The organism is Pseudonocardia cypriaca (assembly GCF_006717045.1).
GTDB lineage: Bacteria > Actinomycetota > Actinomycetes > Mycobacteriales > Pseudonocardiaceae > Pseudonocardia > Pseudonocardia cypriaca.
In genome coordinates this window covers 1,333,434-1,351,355 of sequence record NZ_VFPH01000003.1, presented here as the reverse complement: position 1 = coordinate 1,351,355, position 17,922 = coordinate 1,333,434, and the positions used below count along the sequence as shown (strand labels likewise).

General features: G+C 71.6%; 18 protein-coding genes and 2 tRNA genes. 10 read left to right on the top strand and 10 right to left on the bottom strand.

The window, feature by feature from the left end:
- Positions 1 to 26: 26 nt before the first annotated feature.
- From FB388_RS37975 to FB388_RS37965, 3 genes are all read left to right on the top strand, one after another.
- Positions 27 to 1,409: an MFS transporter gene (locus FB388_RS37975; protein ID WP_211362472.1), complete on the top strand. Its 1,383-nt coding sequence runs from the start codon at positions 27 to 29 to the stop codon at positions 1,407 to 1,409.
- A gap of 115 nt (positions 1,410 to 1,524) precedes the next feature.
- Positions 1,525 to 2,304 carry an SDR family NAD(P)-dependent oxidoreductase gene (locus FB388_RS37970; RefSeq protein WP_142107454.1) on the top strand — a complete coding sequence of 260 codons (780 nt, stop codon included), beginning with the start codon at positions 1,525 to 1,527 and terminating at the stop codon, positions 2,302 to 2,304.
- A gap of 63 nt (positions 2,305 to 2,367) precedes the next feature.
- On the top strand, positions 2,368 to 3,093 hold the full coding sequence (locus tag FB388_RS37965) for a VOC family protein (protein ID WP_142107453.1): 726 nt from the start codon (positions 2,368 to 2,370) through the stop codon (positions 3,091 to 3,093).
- Positions 3,094 to 3,100: 7 nt separating this feature from the next.
- Here the strand turns inward: FB388_RS37965 and FB388_RS37960 are convergent, their stop codons facing one another.
- Positions 3,101 to 3,787 (bottom strand): winged helix-turn-helix transcriptional regulator, encoded by a 687-nt coding sequence (locus tag FB388_RS37960; protein WP_142107452.1) that lies wholly within the window; start codon positions 3,785 to 3,787, stop codon positions 3,101 to 3,103.
- Positions 3,788 to 3,971: 184 nt separating this feature from the next.
- Here FB388_RS37960 and FB388_RS37955 point away from each other — a divergent pair, with 184 nt between their 5' ends.
- The 5 genes from FB388_RS37955 (at position 3,972) to FB388_RS37935 (ending at position 9,023) form a co-directional block, all read left to right on the top strand.
- Complete coding sequence (locus tag FB388_RS37955; RefSeq protein WP_142107451.1) at positions 3,972 to 5,201, top strand: MFS transporter; 1,230 nt, start codon at positions 3,972 to 3,974, stop codon at positions 5,199 to 5,201.
- A gap of 34 nt (positions 5,202 to 5,235) precedes the next feature.
- Positions 5,236 to 6,045: an SDR family NAD(P)-dependent oxidoreductase gene (locus FB388_RS37950; RefSeq protein WP_142107450.1), complete on the top strand. Its 810-nt coding sequence runs from the start codon at positions 5,236 to 5,238 to the stop codon at positions 6,043 to 6,045.
- A 43-nt stretch (positions 6,046 to 6,088) separates the two neighbouring features.
- A complete protein-coding gene (locus tag FB388_RS37945; RefSeq protein WP_142107449.1) occupies positions 6,089 to 6,439 on the top strand; it encodes a VOC family protein in 351 nt (116 codons plus the stop codon).
- A gap of 95 nt (positions 6,440 to 6,534) precedes the next feature.
- The gene (locus FB388_RS37940) at positions 6,535 to 8,220 is read left to right on the top strand and encodes a glycoside hydrolase family 13 protein (RefSeq protein ID WP_142107448.1); all 1,686 of its coding nucleotides are present in this window, start codon (positions 6,535 to 6,537) and stop codon (positions 8,218 to 8,220) included.
- Positions 8,221 to 8,279: 59 nt separating this feature from the next.
- Entirely contained in the window at positions 8,280 to 9,023 is a 744-nt protein-coding gene (locus FB388_RS37935; protein WP_142107447.1) for a hypothetical protein, read from the top strand.
- A gap of 102 nt (positions 9,024 to 9,125) precedes the next feature.
- Here FB388_RS37935 and FB388_RS37930 read toward each other — a convergent pair.
- The 4 genes from FB388_RS37930 to FB388_RS37915 all read right to left on the bottom strand — a co-directional run bounded on the left by FB388_RS37930 (position 9,126) and on the right by FB388_RS37915 (position 12,110).
- A tRNA-Arg gene (locus tag FB388_RS37930) sits at positions 9,126 to 9,198 on the bottom strand.
- 58 nt (positions 9,199 to 9,256) lie between these two features.
- Positions 9,257 to 9,346, bottom strand: a tRNA-Ser gene (locus tag FB388_RS37925).
- Between the two features lie 54 nt (positions 9,347 to 9,400).
- Positions 9,401 to 11,362 carry an acetoacetate--CoA ligase gene (locus FB388_RS37920; RefSeq protein WP_211362471.1) on the bottom strand — a complete coding sequence of 654 codons (1,962 nt, stop codon included), beginning with the start codon at positions 11,360 to 11,362 and terminating at the stop codon, positions 9,401 to 9,403.
- 49 nt (positions 11,363 to 11,411) lie between these two features.
- Complete coding sequence (locus FB388_RS37915; RefSeq protein WP_142107445.1) at positions 11,412 to 12,110, bottom strand: dienelactone hydrolase family protein; 699 nt, start codon at positions 12,108 to 12,110, stop codon at positions 11,412 to 11,414.
- Positions 12,111 to 12,171: 61 nt separating this feature from the next.
- Here FB388_RS37915 and hisC point away from each other — a divergent pair, with 61 nt between their 5' ends.
- Positions 12,172 to 13,224: a histidinol-phosphate transaminase gene (gene hisC, locus FB388_RS37910; RefSeq protein ID WP_142107444.1), complete on the top strand. Its 1,053-nt coding sequence runs from the start codon at positions 12,172 to 12,174 to the stop codon at positions 13,222 to 13,224.
- 59 nt (positions 13,225 to 13,283) lie between these two features.
- Here hisC and FB388_RS37905 read toward each other — a convergent pair whose 3' ends face one another.
- Positions 13,284 to 13,559, bottom strand: a complete 276-nt coding sequence (locus FB388_RS37905) for a GlsB/YeaQ/YmgE family stress response membrane protein (RefSeq protein ID WP_142107443.1) — start codon at positions 13,557 to 13,559, stop codon at positions 13,284 to 13,286.
- A gap of 139 nt (positions 13,560 to 13,698) precedes the next feature.
- Positions 13,699 to 14,385: a response regulator transcription factor gene (locus tag FB388_RS37900; RefSeq protein ID WP_246122807.1), complete on the bottom strand. Its 687-nt coding sequence runs from the start codon at positions 14,383 to 14,385 to the stop codon at positions 13,699 to 13,701.
- A gap of 312 nt (positions 14,386 to 14,697) precedes the next feature.
- Between FB388_RS37900 and FB388_RS37895 the strand changes: the two genes are divergently transcribed.
- Positions 14,698 to 15,777, top strand: a complete 1,080-nt coding sequence (locus FB388_RS37895) for a glycoside hydrolase family 16 protein (protein WP_142107441.1) — start codon at positions 14,698 to 14,700, stop codon at positions 15,775 to 15,777.
- A 75-nt stretch (positions 15,778 to 15,852) separates the two neighbouring features.
- Here FB388_RS37895 and FB388_RS37890 read toward each other — a convergent pair whose 3' ends face one another.
- From FB388_RS37890 to FB388_RS37880, 3 genes are all read right to left on the bottom strand, one after another.
- Positions 15,853 to 16,842, bottom strand: coding sequence for an MsnO8 family LLM class oxidoreductase (locus tag FB388_RS37890; RefSeq protein ID WP_142107440.1), 990 nt, complete (start codon positions 16,840 to 16,842; stop codon positions 15,853 to 15,855).
- A gap of 188 nt (positions 16,843 to 17,030) precedes the next feature.
- Positions 17,031 to 17,240, bottom strand: a complete 210-nt coding sequence (locus FB388_RS37885) for a hypothetical protein (protein WP_142107439.1) — start codon at positions 17,238 to 17,240, stop codon at positions 17,031 to 17,033.
- Positions 17,241 to 17,341: 101 nt separating this feature from the next.
- Positions 17,342 to 17,905, bottom strand: coding sequence for a helix-turn-helix domain-containing protein (locus tag FB388_RS37880; RefSeq protein ID WP_211362470.1), 564 nt, complete (start codon positions 17,903 to 17,905; stop codon positions 17,342 to 17,344).
- Positions 17,906 to 17,922 lie beyond the last annotated feature (17 nt).

Below are 17,922 nucleotides of genomic sequence, written 5' to 3'. Positions count from 1 at the left end.
ACGGGAAGAAAGGAACGGGGAGTCACGTGTCCGTCGAAGCGATGTCGCCGCCGCGGTTCAGCGGCAAGCAGCGGATCATCCTGCTGGTCCTGCTCGGCGCCGGGTTCATGGTGTCCGTCGACTTCTCGATCCTGAACGTCGCGTTGCCGGAGACGGGCGCCGGCATCGGGATGGAGGTGGCCCAGCTGCCGTGGATCACAGCTGCTTACGCGTTGCCGTCGGCGGGCTTCGCGCTGCTGTTCGGCCGGTTCGCGGACCTGTTCGGCCGCCGCAAGCTGTTCATGGCCAGCATGGTGGTGCTTACCGTGGCCTCGTTGCTCGGTGGCTTCGCGACGACCCCCGAGGTACTGCTGGCCGCCCGCGCGCTGCAGGGCCTCGCCACCGCGATGGCGCTCCCCGCAGCGTTGTCCCTGCTCACCACCACCTTCGCGGAAGGTGCGATCCGCGACCGCGCACTCGGCCTCAACGGCGCGCTGCTCTCCGGTGGCTTCACCATCGGCGCGCTGGTCGGCGGCGCGCTGGTCAGCCTGCTGAGCTGGCGGGCCGCATTCCTGATCAACGTCCCCGTCACCGTGCTGATCCTCGTGGCCACCCCGTTCGTGATCAGCGAGAGCCGCATGCCCGAGCGCGTGAAGCTGGACCTGCCCGGTGCGGTCACCGTGACCGGCGGTCTCCTGGCCGTCGTCTACGCGATCATCGAGCGCAGCGTCGTCGCGGCCGTGGTCGGCCTGGTGCTGCTGGCCGCGTTCTGGATGATCGAACGGCGGGCGGCCGCGCCGCTCACCCCGGTCCGCACCCTCGCCCGCCCGACCGTCAAGTGGGGCAACTTCGCCGGCCTCGTCGTGTTCAGCATGGAGACGGCGATGATCTTCATGCTGACGCTGTACCTCCAGAACGTCCTCGAGCTCAGCCCCCTCGTGACCGGTCTGATCTTCGGTGTACCGGGCCTGGCGGCGGTGCTCGCAGGCCCGTTCGCCGGCCGTTCCATCGGCCGCCACGGCCCCCGCAAGGTGCTGACGGCGGGCATGGCCGTGCAGGGGCTCGCCACGCTCCCGCTGATCTTCCTCGGCGGAGAGCGCATCGGGTTGGCCCTCCTGATCCCCGCGCTGTTCATCAGCTTCTTCGGGCACGTCACGGCCATCGTGGCCTACACCATCACCGGCACCTCGGGCCTGCCGGACGACGAACAGGGCCTCGCCACCGGTCTCACCTCCATGACCCAGCAGGTCGGCATCACCGTCGGCATCCCGGTCCTGAGCGCGATCGCCGCCACCCAGGCGTCCGAGCTGCCCGGGATCCACCTGGCGCTGATCGTGAACGTGGTCGTGACGCTCGCCGCCGCCGCACTCGTCTGGTTCGGGCTGGGCCGACGCGGTGCGCCGGTCACGGGAACGCCCGCAGCTCCCTGAACAGTCGCCGGGCGTCGGGCCTCTTGAAGCTGCGCACACCTGCGTTCCGCAGAACGCAGGCGTGCGGGGCGCCTCGGTCCGATCCCGTGAACTTGCATGATGCTAGCTTGCTTGCATGACGCCAGCGGACTCGTCTCCCGACGCCCCCGCCGAGAACACCACCGACCACCGGGTGGCCCTGGTCACCGGCGCCAGCAGCGGTATCGGCCTCGCCACCGCGCGCAGGCTGCACCGCGACGGCGCTCGCGTGGCGATCAGCGCGCGTGACCCCGATCGGCTCCGCCTCGCCGCCGCTTCCATCGGCGATGACGTCATAGCCGTTCCCGCCGACGTCACCGAGGAGGCCGACCTCGACCGCCTCATGGCCACCGTCGCTCGGGCACTCGGCCCGATCGACGTCCTGTTCGTCAATGCAGGCCTCAAGAGGTTCGCGTCCCTGACCGACGTCACCGAGGAACTCTTCGACGAGGTCTTCGCCACCAACACCAAAGGCGCCTACTTCACCGTGCGCGCCGCCCTGCCCCACCTCGAGGACGGGGCATCGATCGTCCTCTGCGGCCTCGCTCCCGTCGATCCTGCCTGGCGCCGTCCCGGAACCAGCGTCTACACGGCTTCCAAAGCCGCGCTCCGGTCGTTCACCAGGACCACCGCGGCCGAGCTCGCCCACCGGCGGATCCGCGTGAACACCGTCAACCCGGGGGCCATCGACGTGTCCGGGCCCACCTACCTCCCACCCGACGCGATGGTCGAGCGGATGCGCCGGACAGCGGACGCGACACCGATGAAGCGGCTCGGCAGACCCGAGGAGATAGCCGCCGTCGTCGCGTTCCTCGCGTCCGATGACGCGTCCTACATCACCGGCCAGCAGATCACCGTTGACGGCGGGCTGTCGTGACACCGCTCGCCTCCTGTCGGACCCCTGGATGAAGATGGGCGGGGTTGCCGACGAGGGGGAGACATGATCGCCGAGCTGAAGACGGTGGCGTTCGACGCGCGGGACATCGGCGCCGAGGCCGACTTCTACACCGCGCTCGCCGGCTGGTCACGAGCTTGGACCGACGACGACTGGATCACGATGTTCACGCCGGACGGCTGGCGCATCGCGTTCCAGCTCGCGCCCGACCACGTTCCGCCGCGCTGGCCCGACCCGGCCCACCCGCAGCAGGCGCACCTCGACCTGCGCGTACCCGACATCGACGCGGCCGCCGAGAAGGCGGTGGCGCTCGGCGCCACGCTGCTCCGCCGCACCGACACCTGGCACACCCTCGCCGACCCGGCCGGCCACCCGTTCGACCTCTGCCTGCACGAGGAGGACCCGAACACCACGGTGATGGGCGTGATGCTCGACTGCCCCGACGCGAAGGTGCTCAGCACGTTCTACTCCGAGCTGACCGGCAAACCGATCACCTACGAGGCGCCCGGCGCCGCGATGATCGGCGAGGACGGCAAGAGGCCCATCCTGTTCCAGCAGGTCGAGGAGTACCACGCGCCGCAGTGGCCGGACCCGGGGCACCCGCAGCAGGTCCACCTCGACCTGCTCGTCGAGCGCGCCGACCTGGAGTCGGCGGAGCAGGCGGTGCTCGGGATCGGTGCGACGAGGCTGCCCGCCGGCGGGGACAACTGGCGGGTCTACGCCGACCCCGCCGGCAAGCCGTTCTGCTTCACCTGGGAGGACGGCAGCTGAGACGTGGTCATGGCGCCGTACTCACCGGGTGCTCGTGGTCGGCGGGGGTTCCCGCAGTGGCGTCGGTGACCGAGTGCAGCAGCCGTTCGATGGCTGACGGATCTCCTACGACGGCCGCGCTGCCGTCGGCGCATGCGGTCGCGAGGGTGGCCGGATCGGTCAGCAGGGCGCTGAGCGTCCCGGGGTCCGTGCGGAGCGAAGCGGCCGCCGTCGCAGGTTCGCCGGGCTGCACCTGAACCCGTCCGGACTCGAGGCGGACCGTCCACACCCGACCGTCGAGCTCGAGACGGCAGTTCGTCGGCGGCGCAGCGGGGTCGGGACGAGCGGCACTTCGCAGGAAGATCAGCACCGACGTGGCACTGAGCGCGCTCGGCGGCGGGGGTTGCGGGGCGTCCATCCCCCAGTCGCTCAGGGCCAGCAGGACCGCTTCCAGCTTCCGGCCCCGTTCGGTCAGCTCGTAGGCCCGCGGCCCTTCCGTGGCTGCCGGTCGGTGGATCACCCCGTTGCGCTCGAGCTCTCGGAGCCGGTCTGCGAGCAGGTTCGAGCTGACGTGGGGCAGAGCATGCCGCAGCTCCGAGAAGCGTTGGGGCGCCAGTAGCAGCTCGCGGACGACGAGCAGGGCCCATCGCTCCCCGACGACGTCGAGGGCCCGGGCGATCGCGCAGGAGTCGCGATAGCTACGGCTGGTCGGCATGGCGGACCTCCCCTCGTCCAACTGATGTGAAACTACCACAGGTACTGATTGTTTTCTGCAACCAGCGATGGTTGACTTTTGCAACTGCAGCTGGCTACCGTTCGCTGCCACGGCGGTGCCGGGTCAGGACGGCCGCGACAGCGATGAGGGACCGGCGCGAGGGGTTCCTCGAGATGGAGCAGGGATGATGCAGACGAGTACTGGGCCGGCCGCGCTGAGTCGCAGCAAGACGAACCTCGCTCTGGCCACGCTGTTCCTGGGGATGTTCGTGCTGGGCAGCGGCGAGCTGCTCGTCGTCGGCCTGCTGAACCTGATCGCCGCCGACCTCCAGGTGCCCATCCCGACGGCCGGCGTACTGGTGGCCGCCTACGCGTTGGGCCTGGCGATCGGCGGCCCGATCCTGACCGCGCTGACGATCAGGCTGGACAAGCGGACGATCCTGATCGCCACGGTCGTCCTGGTCATCGTCCTCACGCTGGTCCCGGTGCTGACCACCAGCTTCGGCCTGTTCGTCGCGGCACGTACCGTCATCGGAGCGCTGCACGGCCTGTTCGTGGCCGTCGGCTTCGTGCTGGCGATGTCGATCGTCCCGCCGGAACGCGGTGGCCGGGCGATCTCCGTGGTCGTCTCCGGGCTCTTCGTGTCGACCGCTCTCGGCGTGCCGCTGGGCACGCTGGTCGGTCAGGTGCTCGGCTGGCGCGGCTCGTTCACGGCGGTCGCCGTGCTCAGCGTGGTCGCCCTGATCGCCACGCTGTTGCTGATCCCGTCCATGCCCAGCACCGGTGGCGGCGCGGGCAGCCAGGCCAAGTACGCGTTCGCGCCGCGGGTGCTCGCCGCGCTGGCCGTGAACGTCGTGGCGTTCGCGGCGGTCTACTCGGCCCTCACGTACATCGTGCCGTTCCTGGAGAGCGTCACCGGCATCTCCGGTGCGGTGATCAGCGTGTTCCTCCTGGCCTACGGTGCGGCCACCGCGGCGGGCTCGTTCGCAGGCGGCCGGTTCGCCGACCAGAACGCCGCGCGCACCCTGGTCGTCGGCTCCATCGGCGTAGCGGTCTCCCTGCTGGTGCTCCACCTCGTCGGCACGATCCCCGTGCTCGTGGCGCTTGCGCTGCTCGCCTTCGGCCTGTTCGCCATGGGCATGGTGCCCTCGATGCAGTACCGCGTGGTGGTCCTGGCAGGCCCGGGAGCACAGCTGGCGTCCTCGCTGCCCGCGTCCGCGGCCAACGTGGGCATCGCGTTGGGCGCGTTCGCCGGTGGCGTGGCGATCGGCACCTTCTCCGCCTCGTCGGCCGTGATCACCGGCCTGATCATCGCGGTGATCTCCATCCCGGTCGCATGGGCCGCCGGCTTCCTGAAGCCCCCGGTGGTCGCGGACGCGACGGTGCCCGCGGTGGCGACCCCCGAACCTGCCTAGACCACGGAAGACCCAACCCACACTCGGAGGACACATGAGTGGCTTGCTGCTCGAGAAGAAGAACGCCGTGATCTACGGCGGCGGGGGCGCCATCGGCGGCGCCGTCGCACGGGTCTTCGCCCGGGAAGGCGCGCGCGTCTTCATCGCCGGGCGGACCCAGGCGAAGCTCGACGCGGTGGCGGACGACGTCGCCACCACGGGCGGAAAGGTCGAGACCGCGCAGGTCGACGTCTTCGACCAACAGGCGGTCGACGAGCACGCCGAGGCGATCGCGGCGACGGCCGGCAGCATCGACATCGCGCTCAACGCCGTCAGCGTCATGCACGACCAGGGAACGCCGCTGGCGGATCTCTCGCTGGAAGAGTTCATGCGGCCGATCGACGGTTTCCTCCGGACGCTGTTCATCACGAGCAAGGCCGTGGCGCGGCACATGGGTCGCGAGCGTCCCGGCGTCGTCCTGACCCTGTCCGAACCGGGTGCCAAGCTGGCCGTGGGCGGCATCCTGGGGCACGGCGTGAGCGCCGCCGGCAAGGAGGCGTTCTCGCGGCTGCTGGCCGCGGAGCTGGCACCGAGCAACATCCGGGTCGTCGACATCCGTCCGCACGCCGTCGTCGATGCGCCGGCAGCGGGTTCCTACACCAAGGACCTCTTCACACGGTCCGCGGCGGCGGCCGGGCAGTCGGTCCAGGAGTTCTTCGAGAACGGGATGGCGCAGGGGACCCTCCTGAAGAGGCTGCCCACGCTCTCCGAGATCGCGGAGACGGCCGCGTTCCTGGCCTCGGATCGCGCTGGAGCCATGACCGGAACGGTCGCCAACCTGTCCGCCGGCGCACTCGTGGACTGAGTTCCGGCTCTGAACCGACCCCACGACGACGAGGAGATTCGACATGACGACCCTGAAGCCCGGCAGCATGCTGCTCGGCACGACCCGTCCCACCGAGCTGCGGGCGTGGTACGCGAAGGCGCTGGCGCCGGAGTCCACCGGCGAGGGCGCGATCGACCTGGGCGGCTTCCTGCTGGTCATCGACGGGCGCGACGACGTCGAGGCGAAGAACGACCAACCGGGCCGCGCGATCATCAACTTCCACGTCGACGACTTCGACGCCGTGGAGGCCCAGCTGAACGCGGCCGGCGCGGAGTGGATCTCGGTCGAGGACCGGGAGAAGGGCCGGTTCGGCACCTTCGCCGACCCCGACGGCAACTACCTCCAGATCATCGAGTGGAAGAAGGACGCCTGAGGGACCGGACGCCCGTGGTCACTTGACAGTGGACGACAGCCTGTGACGATGACCGCGCGGCGATCGATCAGGTCGGCTGCTTGGAGCGGGGGCAGATGAGCACGCCGGTTGAAGAGCAGGACGCGGTGCGGGGCTGGTGGCGGGACGCGGTCGTCTACCAGATCTACCTCCGCAGCTTCGCGGACGGCAACGGTGACGGGATCGGCGACATCGCCGGTATCCGCGCACGGCTGAGCTACCTGCGAGGCCTCGGCGTCGACGCGTTGTGGATCAACCCCTGGTATCCGTCGCCGATGGCGGACGGCGGGTACGACGTCGCCGACTACCGAGGGATCGAGCCGGTGTTCGGCACCACCGAGGAAGCGTTCGCGCTGATCGAGGAGGCGCACGCGCTCGGGCTGCGGGTACTGCTCGACATCGTGCCCAACCACACCTCCGACCAGCACCCGTGGTTCCGGGCGGCGCTCGCGAGCCCGCCCGGTTCCCCGGAACGGGGCCGGTACCACTTCCGGGCAGGCCGCGGCCCGGACGGCGAGCTGCCGCCCAACGACTGGCGCAGCGTGTTCGGCGGTCCTGCGTGGACTCGCACCCCGGACGGCGAGTGGTACCTGCACCTGTTCGACGCCGGGCAGCCGGACCTGAACTGGGCGGACGAACGGGTGCACGCGGAGTTCGAGTCGATCCTGCGGTTCTGGTTCGACCGCGGTGTCGACGGGTTCCGCATCGACGTCGCGCACGGGCTGGCCAAGAGCGAGAGCATGCCCGACATCGGGCTCGCCGAGGGGGACCCCCTGCCTCCGCCCGGCCGGCCGGGGCACCCGCACTGGGACCTCGACGAGGTGCACGAGATCTACCGCGCCTGGCGGAAGATCGCCGACTCCTACCCGGACCCGCGCGTGTTCGTCGCGGAAGCGTGGGTCTTCGATGCACCCCACCGGCTCGCCCGCTACGTGCGCTCCGACGAGTTGCACACCGCGTTCAACTTCGACTTCCTGCGGATCCCGTGGGACGCCGACGCCCTGCGACAGACGATCGACGACTCGATCGGGGCGGTCACGGCGGTGGGTGCCCCCGCCACCTGGGTGCTGTCCAACCACGACGTGGTGCGGCACGTGTCGCGGTTGGGTCGCCCGTTCATCCCGGGCGCCTTCCAGCTGGTGGACCTGCCGCCGATCGAGACGCTCGACCGCCAGCTCGGCGTGCGCCGCGCACGGGCCGCCGCGCTGCTGATGTTCGCGCTACCCGGGGGCGCCTACGTCTACCAGGGCGACGAGCTGGGCCTCTGGGAGATCGAGGACCTACCCGAGGACACCCTGCAGGACCCGACCTGGGTCCGTTCAGGGCACACCGACCGCGGCCGCGACGGTTCTCGAGTGCCACTGCCCTGGTCCGGCACCGCGCCGCCGTTCGGGTTCAGCCCAGAAGGCACGTCCGCGCAGCCGTGGCTCCCGCAGCCTGCAGACTTCGCCACGGTCACCGTCGAACTGCAGGAGCGGGACCCCGACTCCATGCTCGGGTTGTACCGGCAGGCACTTGCGCTGCGCCGCGCGCACGCGGAGCTCGGCGACGGGGAGCTGAACTGGCTGCCGAGCGCGCCGGGCGTGCTCGCGTTCTCGCGGGGCTCCGGTTTCAGCTGCTGGGTGAACCTGTCGCCGGCGTCGGTCCCGCTCCCGCCCGGCGCCGAGGTGTTGCTCGCGAGCGGGCCGCTCCCGACCGACGGGACGCTACCGGTGGACGTGGCGGTCTGGCTCGACGCGTCAGCTGACACCCGGCCGTCCTGACCTCTTGACTACGGGTTCGTGCCCGACGGCGGGCAAGGCGCACGGTGGCGGCGGGGCAGGTGACGACATTGCCGATCGACCTCGACCGGGCGACCCTGGTCGCGTTCTACGGGGCCAAGCCCGCGAGCCTGGACAGGACGGTTCGCGCGCTACAGGATGCGGCCTCGTCCGTGCTGGGCACCCGATTTCGGCCGAGAGCGGTGGACGACGTCCACGCGACCCTCATGGGCCTGGACCAACCAGCGGAGAACGGCGTCGCGCCGCACCTGGCGCAGGCCGTCCGGCATCTGCTCGACGTACTTCGGTCCGAGCGCGTCGTGCTGCAGTTCGGCGGGTTCTCGCCGGGTGAACGGACGATCACGAGTCGAGGGAGATCGCTCCACGACCGGACCCTCGGTGTCGTCGCTCGGCAGATCGTCCTGATCGGCTGGCCCGTCCGGGAGGCCCCGCTGGGCCGCGCCCCGAGTATGCGACTCGCCGACCTGCGCTACGAGTTCGAGCGGTACGGGTTCCGGCACAAGTACCACGCGCCCGGCATGGGCCCCGACCCGGACGCCTACATGGTCCTCGGCGAGGTGGACGACGCCGACGGTGTGGACGCTCACGCCATCGCCGCCATCACCCGGGGCGGCGGGCTGCAGGACGCCATCCTCGTCGACCTGACGCCCGACAGCGTGTTCCTGGTGGAGTACCACGAGACTTCGCTGGCACGTGCGAGCTCCCGGTGGTGGACGCTGGACTCCGCCGACGCGGCGATGCGTGACGGCCCGACGCCGAGCCGGCGTTGTTCTGCGGCGCCGTGAGGACCTGAACAAGATGCTGGGACGGCGCCGGGCGCCCGGGTAGGCCGATAGAAATGATCTGGCCCTGACCATTGGAGCCGGTCAGGGCCAGATTCGATCGAGTGCGCCCGAAGGGATTCGAACCCCTAACCTTCTGATCCGTAGTCAGATGCTCTATCCGTTGAGCTACGGGCGCGTGTGCTGTTCAGTTGTACCTCATGCCGTGTCCGACCCGGAAGTCGGCCACGCCAGCGCGGAGGCTCCGGGATTTGAACCCGGGATGGGGGGTGACCCCAAACCGCATTAGCAGTGCGGCGCCATAGACCAGACTAGGCGAAGCCTCCCGGGGCCTCTCGGCCTCCAGCGCTCACCAGAGTACATGGGCCCGTGCGGCGGGTTCACGACCCCCCGGTGGCGAGGGCGAGGAAGGGGCCGAGCGCGTCGGGGTTCTGGAGGGCGCCGCGGCTCACGGCCCGGTCCGGCGACACGCCTGCGAGGATCTTCTTGACCGGCACCTCGCACTTCTTCCCGTTGAGGGTGCGGGGGATCGCCTCGACGGCCACGAACCGGTCCGGGACGTGGCGGGGCGAGAGCTCGGTGCGGAGGGCGCGGCGCAGGGCGGGCTCGACCTCTTCGAGCGTGGCGCCCTCGGCCAGGACGAGGAAGCAGAGCAGGGCTCCCTCGTCGCGGGCGCCGAGCTCGGTGGTGTCGATCACCAACGAGTCGAGCACCTGCTCGAAGCCCTCGACCACGGCGTAGAAGTCGGCGGTGCCCATGCGCACGCCACCGCGGTTGAGCGTGGAGTCGCTGCGCCCGTAGATGACGAAGGAGCCGCGGGGTGTCCGGCGGACCCAGTCGCCGTGGCGCCACACACCCGGGAACTCGTCGAAGTAAGCCTCACGCAGGCGGGTGCCGTCGGGGTCGTTCCAGAACATCACCGGCATGGACGGCATCGGGCGGGTGATCACGAGCTCGCCCACCTCGTCGACGAGCTCCTCGCCCTTCTCGTCGTAGGCGACCACGGCGGCGCCGAGCGAGGCGCAGCTGATCTCGCCCAGCCACACGGGCAGGTTCGGCGCGGACCCCACGAACGCGGCGCACACGTCGGTGCCGCCGGACACGGAGCAGATCTGCACGTGCTCGCCCACCGCTTCGCCGACCCAGCGGAACCCCTCGACGGACAGCGGTGCGCCGGTGGAGCCGAGCGCGCGCAGCGAGCCGAGGTCGAACTGGTCGCGCGGGCGTAGCCCCGCCTTGAGGCTCGCCTGGATGAACGGGGCGGACGTGCCGAAGTACGTGACCCGGTGCCGCTCGGCGAGCCGCCACAGCGCACCCAGGTCGGGGTGGCCCGGGTTGCCGTCGAAGAGGATCACCGTCGCCTCGACGAGAAGGCCGCCGATGAGGAGGTTCCACATCATCCAGCCGGTGGTCGTGAACCAGAAGAACCGCTCCCCCGGCCCGAGCTCCATCTGCAGCCCGAGCGCCTTGAGGTGCTCCAGCACGATCCCGCCGTGGCCGTGCACGATGCCCTTCGGCAGGCCGGTCGTGCCGGACGAGTAGAGCACCCACAGCGGGTGGTCGAACGGCACCGGCTCGAAGGCCAGCTCACCGGGCGTGCCGGTGAACTCGGCCCACGGGACGGCGCCGTCGAGCGTGGCGGCCTCGTCCAGGTACGGCACCAGCACGGTGGTGGCGAGGGTGGGCAGCTCCTCGCGCAGCTGCTGCACGGTGCTGCGGACGTCGAACCGCTTGCCGCCGTAGACGTAGCCGTCGACGGCCAGCAGGACGGTCGGCTCGATCTGGGCGAACCGGTCGCGCACGGCCCGGGCGCCGAAGTCCGGTGAGCACGACGACCAGATGGCCCCGAGGCTCGCCGCGGCGAGGAAGGCGGCGAGCGTCTCCACGCTGTTGGCCGCCAGCGCGACGACCCGGTCGCCCCGGCCGACGCCGGCCCGCACGAGCCCGGCGCGCGCCCGGCCGACGAGGTCGCGCAGCTCGCCGCGGGTCACCTCGCGCTCGAGACCGTCCTCGCGGACGAACACGACCGCGAGGTCGGCGTCCGAGCCGGGGGCGAGCGCGTGCTCCGCGTAGTTCAGCGTGGCCCCCGGGAACCACTCGGCGCCGGGCATCTCGGTGCGGCCGAGCACGGCGCGCGGCTGCGCGTGGAACCGGACGCCGAGGAACTCGGCCACCGCCGACCAGAAACCCTCTTGGTCGTCGACCGACCAGGCGTGCAACGTGGCGTAGTCGGGAGCGTCGACGCCGCGGTGCTCGCGCACCCACTCGGTGAACTCGGCCAGCCGGCCGTGGTGGTCGGGATCGGGGGTCCACAGGACGTCGGGAGCCTCGGCGCCGGTCATACGCGCAGCATGCATTCCGAGGTGCCGGACGCGCCAGAGGGCGCCCTGATCAGCGCAGGTGGGAGTCGAACCAGTTCAGGGTGCGCTGCCAGGCGGCCGCGGCCACGTCCGGGTCGTCGTCGAAGCGGTGGCCCCGGCGCGGGTAGACCACGACGTCGGTGGCGACCTGCGACGACGCGGCGGCGTCCCGCAGGCGGGCGACCTCCGGGTCGGGCCCGCCCCCGTTGACCTCGCCGTAGATGCCCAGCCATGGGCAGGTCAGGCCGGGAGCGGCTTCGACCAGCGCGGGCAGCCCGCCGGCCGGGCTCGCCGGCACCGGGTCGCCCGCCACCGTGACGGCGGCACCGAGCGTGCGTTTGGCGGCCACGAGCAGCGCGACGGAACCGCCCAGGTCGAACCCGAGCACCCCCATCCGGTCGGGGGTGACGCCGCGCTCCGCGAGCCAGCCGAACGCGGTGTCCGTGTCGGCCATCACCTGCTCGCCCTCGAGCCGGTCGACCTGTTGCTGCACCTCGTCGTCGGCGCCGTCGAGCTCATCGGCACCGTCACGGTGGTAGAGATGTGGGGCGACGGCGAGCCAGCCGTCCGCGGCGAGGCCTTGCACGATGCCGCGTACCGAGTCGGTGACACCCCGTGCCTCGTGCAGCACCACGATCCCCCCGCGGATCGCGCTGACCGGCTCCGCGACGGTGAGTCGCAGCGCACTGCCGTCTACCAGAGGGACGGTCTCGGTGCGGATCTCGGTCATGGAACCAGGGTGTCACGGCTGGGTGAAGTCGGCGGCCTCGGGCACGGTTACGGTGACGTTCATGACGCAGATCCGCCCGGACCTCGACACCCTGCCGGCCTACGTGCCCGGGAAGACCATCCCGGGTGCGATCAAGCTGGCGAGCAACGAGGTCGCACTGCCGCCCACCCCCAAGGTGTTGGCCGCCATCGCCGAGGCGGCGACGAGCGGCAACCGCTACCCCGACCTGGCCGTCACGGGCCTGACGGCGCGGCTGGCGGAGGCCCGGGGCGTCGCAGCCGAGCGGATCGCCGTCGGCTGCGGTTCCGTGAGCCTCTGCCAGCAGCTCGTGCAGGCCACCTGCCGGGAGCCGGAGGAGGAGGTCGTGTTCGCCTGGCGCTCGTTCGAGGCGTACCCGATCGTGACCCAGATCGGCGGCGCCACGATCCGCACCGTCCCGATCGACGCCGAGTTCCGCCACGACGTCGACGCGATGGCCGCCGCGGTCGGGCCGCGCACCCGGCTCGTGTTCGTCTGCAGCCCGAACAACCCGACGGGCACCGTGGTCACCCGCGCGGAGCTGGAGCGGTTGCTCGGGGCCGTCCCGCAGAACGTGCTGGTGGCGCTCGACGAGGCGTACCACGAGTACGTCACCGACCCGGACGCCGTGGACGGCATGGACCTGATCGACGCCCACCCCAACCTCGTGGTGCTCCGCACCTTCTCGAAGGCCTACCGGCTGGCCGCGCTGCGCGTCGGGTACGCGATCGGGTCGCCGGAGGTGGCGACGGCGCTGCGCAAGGTCAGCTCTCCGTTCAGCGTGAGCACCCTCGCCCAGGCCGCCGCCGTCGCCGCGCTCGACGACGAGGAGACCCTGCTCGCGGGCTGTGCCGGCGTGATCGAGGAGCGGGTGCGGGTGCGGGACGCCCTGCTCGCCGCCGGCTTCACCGTGCCGCCCACGCAGGCCAACTTCGTGTGGCTCGCGCTGGGCGAGCGCACCGCGCCGTTCGCGGCGCACTGCCTCGACCACAAGGTCGTGGTGCGCCCGTTCCACCCGGACGGCGTGCGCGTCACGGTCTCCACGCCCGAGGAGAACGACGCGTTCCTCGCCGCCGCCATGGCGTTCGAGGGGTAGGCCGGACGGACGAGGCCCGGCCCCGAACTGGTCGGGACCGGGCCGGCGAACGTATGGGGTCAGCGCGTGACGCCGCGCCTGCTGTAGATGCCCGCGACGACCGTGACACCGATCGCGGCCACGACGATCTGCAGGATCAGCTCGATCCAGTCGATGCCGCCGGTGTCGGCGACGTTGAACAGGCCGGCGATCCAGGTGCCGATGAAGGCCGCCACGATCCCGACCACGATGGTCAGCCAGATCGGGATGTTCTGCTTCCCCGGCGCCACGAGACGGCCGACGAAACCGATGATGGCGCCGATGATGATGGCGGTGATGATCCCCGTAACAGTCATCCGTGCTCCCGACTCTCGTCCGGGCCGCAGCCGCGCGGCTCGTGTGTAAGCACTGGGTAGCACGGTGTGACCGCCGTCGCACTAGGCAACCGCAGATGCCACCCGGTCGGGCCGTGTTCGATAACGGTTATGGCCTCGATCAGGCCTCGAGCACGTAACCCTCACCCCGGACGGTTCGGATGCGCTCCGCTCCGATCTTGCGGCGCAGGTAGGAGATGTACACCTGCACGAGGTTGGGCGACGCAGGCTCCGACCACACCTCACGGGCGAGCCGGTGCGGGGGCACCACCTCGCCCGGCTCGGCGATGAGGGCCATCAGGAGCGCGTACTCGGTGGGCGACAGCGAAATCGACTGCCCGTCGACGCTCACGTCTCCGAACTCGGTGTCGACCACGAGCTCGCCGAGGCGCAGCACGGTGTTCTCGACGGCCGGGCCGAGCCGCAGGCGCAGCCGGATCCGGGCGGCCAGCTCGTCGACGGCGAACGGGCGCACCAGGAAGTCGTCGCGGTCGCCGCGCAGGAGCCCGAGCAGGCCGACCCTGCGCTCGCGGGGCGTGACGGCGATGACCGGCACGTTGGGCGCCTCGGTCTGCACGGCGACGAGCACGGCCGCCTGGTCCGGGCCGGGCAGCTCGACGTCGAGCACGACGAGAGCCGGATCGCGGTTGCGGACGGCGTCGAGAACGCCGATGCCGTCGCTCACCGGGCTGACCGACACGCCTTCGGAGCGGAGACTGCGCAGCACGGAGGCCGACGCGGCGGTCGGGGGCAACGCCAGTAGTACGTGGTTGGTGGTGGTCGTGGTGGGCAGCGTGTTCGGGGGCACGGACACACGCGTCGACACGGCGGCCGACGTGTACGAGGACGCACCCCCCGGGGGAGCAGCGGGGAGCATCGCCTGACACCTTTGCGCAGTGGGCGCCTCGTAACAATCGGCTAACGGAGCGACATCAGCCCCGCAATCGCGGTTCTCAGGTCTCAGCTGAGAGCCCTATTAATCCGATCGGAGTACAAGGCGCGCACAACACGCCCGATCGGGTGCGGCCCGGCGCGCACAACCTACCCCTCAGCGCGGACGAGCAACCCGAGCTCTCAGGTTTCCGATCACGAGCCGTCACCCTCCCTATCGTTCCGCCCCATGCGAAGGACAACCTCCGCAGTGGGCAGCTCAGCCACTGAGCTGATCGAACGGGTCACTGCCGAACGTGGCAGCGACGCCGTCACCGCGTCGGGCCGGCACCGGCACCCGCGCGGCCACGCGGAGGCCGTCGTCACCTCCGACGCGCCCGGGACGAACTCCACGACCCGGCGGCTCGCGCCGATGGCGGTCGGCGCCCTCGTGATGCTGGTCGCCACGCTGGTGGCCACGCTCGCGCAGCCCTCCGACGACCCGTCGCTCGCGGCCCAGCAGCTGAGCAACAACGCGGCCGTCGCAGATCCCGCGCAGGCACCGCCCGTCACCCCGGAGCCGACCCCCGAACCGCCGGCCGCCGCAGAGCCGACCGAGCCGCCTGCCACGAGCAAGCCCCAGGCCGCGGAGCGGAAGGCGGCCGCCGGCGAGCAGGCGGCAGCGCCCCGCAAGAGCGGTGGTGCGGGTGAGGGCCGGTCGGCGGCGGCCGCGAACGGCTGGACCCGCGCGGGCGGCGACGAGTTCAACGGCGGGCTGAGCCCGCAGTGGAGCCCCTACGACGGCGAGGGGCACGACGGCCAGGGCCGCCGCACGCCGGACGCGATCAGCGTCGAGAACGGCGTGCTCGTCATCCGCGGCGACTCCGAGGGCAACACCGGCGGCATGTCCTGGAAGGAGGACCAGCGCTTCGGCCGCTGGGAGATGCGCGCCCGGTTCCCCAAGGGCGACGACCAGTACCACCCCGTGCTGATCCTCTGGCGCGAGAGCGGCGGTCAGGAGAACGGCGAGATCGACTTCGCCGAGACGACCAGCGCGTCGCCCGACGTCTCGTTCTTCCTGCACTACGGCAGCGACCAGAAGTACGCGACCAAGACCATCGACATCGCGCAGTGGCACAACTACGCGGTCGAGTGGGTGGACGGCCGGGTAACCGGCTACATCGACGGCCAGAAGTGGTTCGAGAGCACCGACGAGGAAACCCTTCCGCCGGGCCGGATGCACGCGACGATCCAGCTCGACTACTTCCCCGACGGCGGCTCGCCCAAGCCAACCGAGATGCAGGTCGACTACATGCGGATCTACCGCTAGCTCTTTCGGACCAACTGCACGACCGCCCCAACACCCCGTCCCGCCCGGCGCTCCCCACCGGGCGGGACGGGACGTTCACCGGAACGTCGTCCGGGACGTCAGCAACCGCGCGAGCCGCGCGTCGGACTCGCGTAGCGCGGCCAGGTCGAACGTCGACGTGGAGGCGAGCAGCTCGTCGGCGCCCGTGCGGTGGAACAGCTCGCCGAGCTCGGCCGCGACCGTGGCCTCGTCGCCGTGCACCGTCCGGCCCACGGCGTCCTCCACGACTGCACGTTGCCGCTCGGACAGCACGCGGTCCGGGTCGACCGGCTCCAGCGCCGGGAACTGGCCGGTGGTGCGCGCCGCCGCGAGCGCCCACGCCTCCGGGAGTGCGAGCTCGCGGGCCCCGGCGACCGAGTCGGCGATCAGGACGTCGAGCGAGACCACGACGTACGGGCGGCCGCCCGCGGCCTCGGCGCGCGCCCGGTAGTCGTCCAGGGCTGCGCCGATGTCCGCGCTGTCCAGCACGGGCCCACCGAGCACGACCGGCAGGCCTGCGTCACCGGCCACGGCGAGGCCGCGGCCCGTGGCCAGCACGAACACCGGAACCGGGCGGTCGAGCCGCGGGCGGGCCGTGACCGGGCCGCTGCCCTCGAGGTAGGAGCGCAGCTCGTCGAGATCGGTGGCGAAGGTGTCCGGTGCATCGGCCGCACGGCGCAGGGCTGCTCGCACCGGCGGGGTGAAGCCGAGCGAACGGCCGACACCCAGGTCGATCCGGCCCGGGAAGAGGGCCTCCAGCATCGCGAACTGCTCGGCGACGACCAGCGGCTGGTGGTTCGGCAGCATCACGCCCCCCGACCCGACCCGGATCCGGTCCGTCCGGGCGGCGACCGCTGCGACCAGCACCGGCGGGCTGCCGCTCGCGATGCCCGGGACGGCGTGGTGCTCGGCAACCCAGAACCGGTGGTAGCCGAGCCGCTCGGCGCGCTGCGCCCGCTCGACCGTGTGCCGCAGCGCCGCGGCGTCCGGCTCGCCCGCGCGGGTACGGGAGCGATCCAGCAACGAGAGCCTGACCTGCGGTTCCATCGCCTCGCCCAACACCCCGCCCCCGCCGGCCATTCCGGAAGGCGGCGCGACGACCGCGACTCGGCTGCACCAGGAGCGCGACTCGCGTGCACCGAGGGCGCGACTCGCGTGCACTCAGACCGCGACTCGCGGGAGCAGGAGACCCCCAGCCCCGCGAGTCGCGGTCTGAGTGCGAGCGAGTCGCGGTATCAGCGGGGGCGCTTGGTGTGCGGGCGGCCGCCGCGGAGCTGGCGGGCCAGGTCCTCGCGCGGTCCGACGTGCGTCGGATCGCCCTTCTTCGCCTTCGCGCGGCGCTCGGCCCGGTTGAGCGGAGCGGACTCTTCGTCCGGCTCGGTGGCCGGGTCCGGCTCGGCGGCCGGCTTCGGCTGCTCGGCGTCGGGCGGGACTGGCTGGGACACGGAGAACCTCCGAGGTGGTTGGAGGGCGGACAGGGCTCAGAGGATCACCGCACAGCCTAGAGCCCGGCCACGGCGAGGCCTCGGCAATTCCCCCGCGGTACTCAGCGAGCGACGCGGGGGTAGCGGATCAGCAGGCTCGCCAGCACGTCGTCCGGCCCGGGAGCGGCGTAGGTGTGCGGCACGTCGGCCGCCCACTCGACGTACTCGCCGGGGCCGGCGCGCAGCGGGTCGTCCACCGGGCCGGTCTCGAGCACCCCGGAGAACACCGTGACGTGCTCGGTGACGCCCACCTGGTGGGCGGATGAGCGCTGCGCGAGGCCGGTCGGGACGCGCATGCGGTAGAGCTCGTACGTCACCGGGCCGTCGTCGAAGACGCGCAGCAGCTGGATCTGCACGGCGGCGCCGCTGAGGGTGGCGGGTGGTGGGCTGAGGAGGGCGGTCAGCGGCAGTTCCAGGGCGGCGGCCACGGCCTGCAGGGTGTCGAGGGTGGGGTTGCGGGTGCCGGCCTCGAGCCCGGACAGCGTCGCCTTGCCCACAGCGGCCCGGCGTGCCAGCTCGGACAGCGACATGCCGCGGCGTTCGCGCAGCTCCCGCACCCGGCCGCCCACGTCGGCCGCGCCCTCGGCGAGGGCAGGCCCGGCAACGCCCTCGCTCGCGGCATCCACATGGGCTATCGTCCCAT

Bases quoted from the DNA above. Each gene is read 5' to 3' on its own strand.
- FB388_RS37970 (WP_142107454.1), top strand. From the start codon at position 1,525: ATGACGCCAGCGGACTCGTCTCCCGACGCCCCCGCCGAGAACACCACC.
- FB388_RS37965 (WP_142107453.1), top strand. From the start codon at position 2,368: ATGATCGCCGAGCTGAAGACGGTGGCGTTCGACGCGCGGGACATCGGC.
- FB388_RS37960 (WP_142107452.1), bottom strand. From the start codon at position 3,787: ATGCCGACCAGCCGTAGCTATCGCGACTCCTGCGCGATCGCCCGGGCC.
- FB388_RS37955 (WP_142107451.1), top strand. From the start codon at position 3,972: ATGATGCAGACGAGTACTGGGCCGGCCGCGCTGAGTCGCAGCAAGACG.
- FB388_RS37950 (WP_142107450.1), top strand. From the start codon at position 5,236: ATGAGTGGCTTGCTGCTCGAGAAGAAGAACGCCGTGATCTACGGCGGC.
- FB388_RS37945 (WP_142107449.1), top strand. From the start codon at position 6,089: ATGACGACCCTGAAGCCCGGCAGCATGCTGCTCGGCACGACCCGTCCC.
- FB388_RS37940 (WP_142107448.1), top strand. From the start codon at position 6,535: ATGAGCACGCCGGTTGAAGAGCAGGACGCGGTGCGGGGCTGGTGGCGG.
- FB388_RS37920 (WP_211362471.1), bottom strand. From the start codon at position 11,362: ATGACCGGCGCCGAGGCTCCCGACGTCCTGTGGACCCCCGATCCCGAC.
- FB388_RS37915 (WP_142107445.1), bottom strand. From the start codon at position 12,110: ATGACCGAGATCCGCACCGAGACCGTCCCTCTGGTAGACGGCAGTGCG.
- hisC (WP_142107444.1), top strand. From the start codon at position 12,172: ATGACGCAGATCCGCCCGGACCTCGACACCCTGCCGGCCTACGTGCCC.
- FB388_RS37905 (WP_142107443.1), bottom strand. From the start codon at position 13,559: ATGACTGTTACGGGGATCATCACCGCCATCATCATCGGCGCCATCATC.
- FB388_RS37895 (WP_142107441.1), top strand. From the start codon at position 14,698: ATGCGAAGGACAACCTCCGCAGTGGGCAGCTCAGCCACTGAGCTGATC.
- FB388_RS37890 (WP_142107440.1), bottom strand. From the start codon at position 16,842: ATGGAACCGCAGGTCAGGCTCTCGTTGCTGGATCGCTCCCGTACCCGC.